The 4,793-nt window shown below is 43.1% G+C and carries 3 protein-coding genes; all 3 read left to right on the forward strand.

Features of this window, described 5'->3' with window-relative positions:
- The first annotated feature begins 1,025 nt into the window (after positions 1-1,025).
- The 3 genes from ACYVUV_RS12165 to ACYVUV_RS12175 all read left to right on the forward strand — a co-directional run bounded on the left by ACYVUV_RS12165 (position 1,026) and on the right by ACYVUV_RS12175 (position 4,448).
- Positions 1,026-2,456 carry a DUF3854 domain-containing protein gene (locus tag ACYVUV_RS12165; RefSeq protein ID WP_484499546.1) on the forward strand — a complete coding sequence of 477 codons (1,431 nt, stop codon included), beginning with the start codon at positions 1,026-1,028 and terminating at the stop codon, positions 2,454-2,456.
- A 151-nt stretch (positions 2,457-2,607) separates the two neighbouring features.
- Positions 2,608-3,480 (forward strand): Rpn family recombination-promoting nuclease/putative transposase, encoded by an 873-nt coding sequence (locus tag ACYVUV_RS12170; protein WP_484499547.1) that lies wholly within the window; start codon positions 2,608-2,610, stop codon positions 3,478-3,480.
- Between the two features lie 392 nt (positions 3,481-3,872).
- On the forward strand, positions 3,873-4,448 hold the full coding sequence (locus tag ACYVUV_RS12175) for a HEAT repeat domain-containing protein (protein ID WP_484499548.1): 576 nt from the start codon (positions 3,873-3,875) through the stop codon (positions 4,446-4,448).
- The last annotated feature ends 345 nt before the right edge of the window (positions 4,449-4,793 follow it).

Here is a 4,793-nt window from a genome sequence, read left to right on the forward strand (position 1 = left end):
GCAGGGGAGGCTGTTTTTTGTTTGGCCCTTGCCAAAACATTAGAAATAGATTACAATTAGACGGATTGATAAGGTGTCATTTTTGATAAGTCTTTTCCCGGAAGGACGCTAGAGCTGGGCTGGAACGTTGATTGATAAGGTGTCATTTTTGATAAGTCTTTTCCCAGATGAGCTGTCCCAGATCAAGCGGTACTCGATTGATAAGGTGCCATTTTTGATAAGTCTTTCCCAAAAAAGATCTAATCGACTTGAAATCATCGTGATTGAGAAGGTGTCATTTCTGATAAGGTACAAATTCAAGATAAAAGACGTGCGATTTTTCGATTACCAAGGTGTCGTTTCTGACGAGAGCATTCCTCCCGTACAACAATGTACAGGGCAGGGATGCTTTTCTTTTGCATCCACGACAGTTTTTCGTCGCAAAACGCGCGTAAAAGCGATTGAAAAGCAAATCTATCGCTTTTTTCGATAAATGTTGCCACTGGTTAGAGATGCAATTTTGGCCGACTAGATGTACAATAAAGGGGTAAAAATATTTTTAATTGATTTTTTACATCTAGGCTTCAGAGGGAGCTTAGCACTGAGGCAGTTGCAGCAGTGGGCCGCAAGGTCAACAAGTTTTTCAGCATTTTAGTGCTGGCACGAAGAAGTTTCTCCGTGTAGTGTTAAAAGCCTGGCTTAGCCGGACTTACAATTTTAGGCATAGCCTATTTGGTGTGCCTGTCGTTTTACTTACAAATACCAAATAAGAAATAGGAGACTACAAAAATTTTTGTAGTCTCTTTTTTGCGTCCAAAAGGAGTGCTGGAATCGGAGAAAAATGCAACATATATGTGTGACGAAAAACTTATGGAGGCAGCTATTAGAATAATAAAGCTGATGGTTTCCGAGAACTATCCGGAAACAGAAATAATCAAGTTCGTTCAGCAAATACTGCCGAACGAAGATGTAACAATCATCAAAAAAGTAATCAATATTTTTAAATGATCAATAAGCAAAAGAGGAAAAAAGAGAGGAAAATAAAAATGAGCGAATTTGCTGAATTGGAAAACAAGTTTGGTGGCCGGTTAGACGTAACGTCGATGAGAGACCGTGACTACAAAAAAGAGAAAGTATACTGGCTGCGCTTTTCAGTTGGGCACTGTCCAATTTGCGGAGAAGCTAATGGCTGGTGCGTCACTAACGTAACTGGCACAAAAGTAATCTGCATGAAGCGACCAAATGATCATCCAGTAGGACAAGGCTATCTTTATGTCCTAGACGACAAGAAACCTGTAAAGTTTGATGCCAAAAAGATTGTCAGAAAGCGAACCTATAAGTTTGCCAGTCCAGATAAACGTGATGCGATGAATCAACTGGTAGTCAAGTACTATCCACTGAGTGACGCTGATCGTCAGAATCTGCATGACAGAGGATTAGATGACAGGCACATTGCTTTGCATCCTCATGGCGGTTTTGCCAGCATCGGCAAGCCAAAGCCGCAAGCAGTATTGGATAACGGGCTGTATCAGTCAGTCTGGATTCAAGCATTGGAGCAGGCGCATTTGAGACTGAGTACGTGGAAAGGCGTAATGGGCTTTTTCGGGGAAACTGTCACTGATGAAGGCGGTCGGTATGAACTGCCATTCTTCAACTGCACCTCGCAAGGAATGCTAGTGCCGTACTACTCGATGTACAACCAGATTTTAGGATTTCAAGTAAGACTTAACAATCCCCCAGTTAAAGCCGTTCAGAGTACTGTAACAAGCTCTTCAAAGAAGACTTCGTTTATGATCTCTATCGACAAGTACACGAATCAATACATCGTTAAGGCTGTATCCAGCAACCAGATCAAAGTGATCGACACTGGAGATGCTTCTGGAAAGGACGAGATAAAAGGAACCTACATGGAAGATGGCAAGCCAGAAGAGTATGTCTTCAAATTAAAACTTGAAAACAAATACCGCTGGATCTCTTCCAGAAACCAAAATCATGGTGCTGAAGGCTATGGCGAGCATATGCCCGTAGAAGTGGCCTATAATGACCGAATTGCTTGTCTGTCAAGTGATGATCCAAAGCAAAAGGCAATGCTGGATTCCTATATTCATCAAGAAAAAGGAATCTGGCTGACAGAAGGTGGCTTAAAAGGCATTGTTGCTGCAGCAAACTTATCAAAACAGTTTTCTGAAGAGCAGCTTGATAGGTATGGACGTGATGTACTGGCTGTTGCTGGCGTTACGTCTTACGCGGATTTTCTTCCAATCTTAAAGAAGCTGTCTGTAAAGCGTGCAACTATTGCGTTTGATATGGATTTAATTGAAAACGACAGAGTTTTGGATTCAGTCCACAAGCTGGCCAATCTTTTGCTTGCAAATGGCATTGAAGCATACATTGCAGCATGGAAGGGTCAGCAGGCAAAGGGAATTGATGATGCTCTGACAAGCAACACCAAGGTCTATGTTTCAGAACTGAAGTAGGTTACAAAAGTAGATTGCGCGTGCATTGCTGCGCTAGAAAGGAGATCAATTATGGCTCCACCATAATTGACAACAACATAATAATTTAAGAGGACTTAAACGCTGGTTGTAGCGCTTGAGTCCTCTTTTTATTTTTAGAAAGGACAAGTACATGGCAGAAAGAAAATATTTCGATCTGAAAACAGATGGCGCATTTGGCTTGGTAATGTCCAACAGCGAAATTGCGTTACGGGTAATTAGATCGATTTTCCCGGATCTTGACATTAAGAAAGTTGTTGAGATCACTGCTCAAAAGCAGTTCAACAGCCTGGGCAACGAAAAGGACGTCCGCTTGGACGTTTTTGTTCGTGATGAAAAGAATCGCGGGTACGACCTTGAGATGCAGAAGCGGCAGCAGGATGATCTCGGAAGGCGCATGCGCTACTACGAAACAAAAATTAACGTAGACTCGCTTCCAAAAGCAAATGATTACTCAAGTTTGTACGATAACTACGTTATTTTCTTTTGCGATTTCGATCCATTTGGAGAAGGGCGTGTAAGGTATGCTGATCAGCCTGAATTCGATTTTGGCGGATCGGCAAAATTGTCAACCGGGGCAACACACGTTATCATTAACATAAAGGGCGACGCGGAAAATCAGAATCCGCCACTGTCGGAAGATTTGCGCGCCTTGATCCATGTTTTGCAAGGCGACTACAACACTGATTATCCGTTTGCCGTAGCCCTAAAAGTAGAGCTGGACAAGGTCAACAATGATCCAGTTACAAGGAGGAACATCATGACTTTGCAGACTAGATTAGCCGAAGAAAAGGCAATAGGCATTGAAATTGGTCTTCAAGAAGGCCGTCAAGAAGCTTCACGAGAAAAAGCAAAGGAAAAGCTTGGCTACTACAACAGTCTTGTTACTGAGCATAACTTTACCAAAAAGCAGGCACTGGATTTCTTAGGTTGCACTGCAGCGGATTTAGATAATTATAAGAAGCTTGTAGCTGAAGCTGGCAAGCAGGAAAACAAAACTGAATAACTAAAAGAAGCAGCATCCCTCTTGTAGAAAAATCTATGAGGCAGGGGATGCTGCTTTTTGTTTTAGTCGAAAACTGCTAAAATTTAGTTCTGAATTAGGCAGATGGCAAAAGCAAGCGCCGCCGTCAATGACATAGTTCGTGACATGATTTGCAGGACGCCATTTCTGATGAGCAAGCTAATAAGGCAACATCCTTCTTTCGCATTACAACGGATGCAGGATGTTGTTTTTTCTTTTTGGCAACAAAATCGCTACTTTCCATAGCGAAATGAGGGGGCTTTAAATGATCTGGTCGACCAAAAATAGGCGATCCCCAACAGCTGGCAATAACATGATAATCTGTCCTCAACCTGGGAAGTTCCCGGGCAATAATTTCCAAAATGGAGGAAAACATGGAACAATTCACTGACAATCAGCTAGACCAGATGGTATGTTGCGAAGATCCAAAAATTCGTGTAAAGGTGGTCGAATATGGACGGGATAAAGACCTGGATAAGCTGGTGCGTGACCCCGATCCACAAGTCCGCCTGGCTGTGGCGGAGTATGGTCGGACAAAAGACGTGCGAAAACTGTTGTACGACCCGGATGCAGAGGTTCAGCGGGTAGCTAGCTACCAGGCCGCCAATGATCGGAAGATCATGATTGAAAGCGACGATCCGCTGATCCGTGCGAAGGTAGCGGAATATGGCGACGATGAGGATCTGGATATCCTGGTACATGATGATAGTTCCATTGTACGAGCGGCCGTGGCTAAAATGGGCAGAGATAAGGATCTGAACAAGCTGGTTGACGATCTGGATGAGTTCGTCCGGGGCACTGTTGCTGAACAGGGGCGCCTGGAAGACTTGGAAGAATTGAAGCGTGACCCTTCAGCCACCGTCCGGGAAGTCGCCTTTGACACGGCTCTGGACGTTATCAGACAGCTGAAGGAAATGGTTGAAAAACTGACCCGAGATTCTCGAGACTAAAAAATGGCCAATCTGTTAGCTAAGCATAGCTTGAAAATGTTGATATAACGGGATTTCTAAGGCATTCTAACTTCATTTTGACCATGGTGTTTTCAAAAAATAACTTTTTTTCAAAAAATGAAAAATGAAAGTAGAAGCACAAGCAGCATCCCTCCCATGGAGAAATCTATGGGGGCAGGGGATGCTGCTTTTTTGCAAAGAAATACAAATGTGCTGAAACAGCTAGAAAGCCAATAAGAATGAGGGATGCAGTCCTGCTGTATAAGCTATTGCTTCCTTGTTGTCATTGGTAAGCACCCAATAGCGCGGTATCTATCAACCCCCGGGCAATAGTCATATACTGTT

Source organism: Lactobacillus sp. WILCCON 0149 (assembly GCF_057197965.1).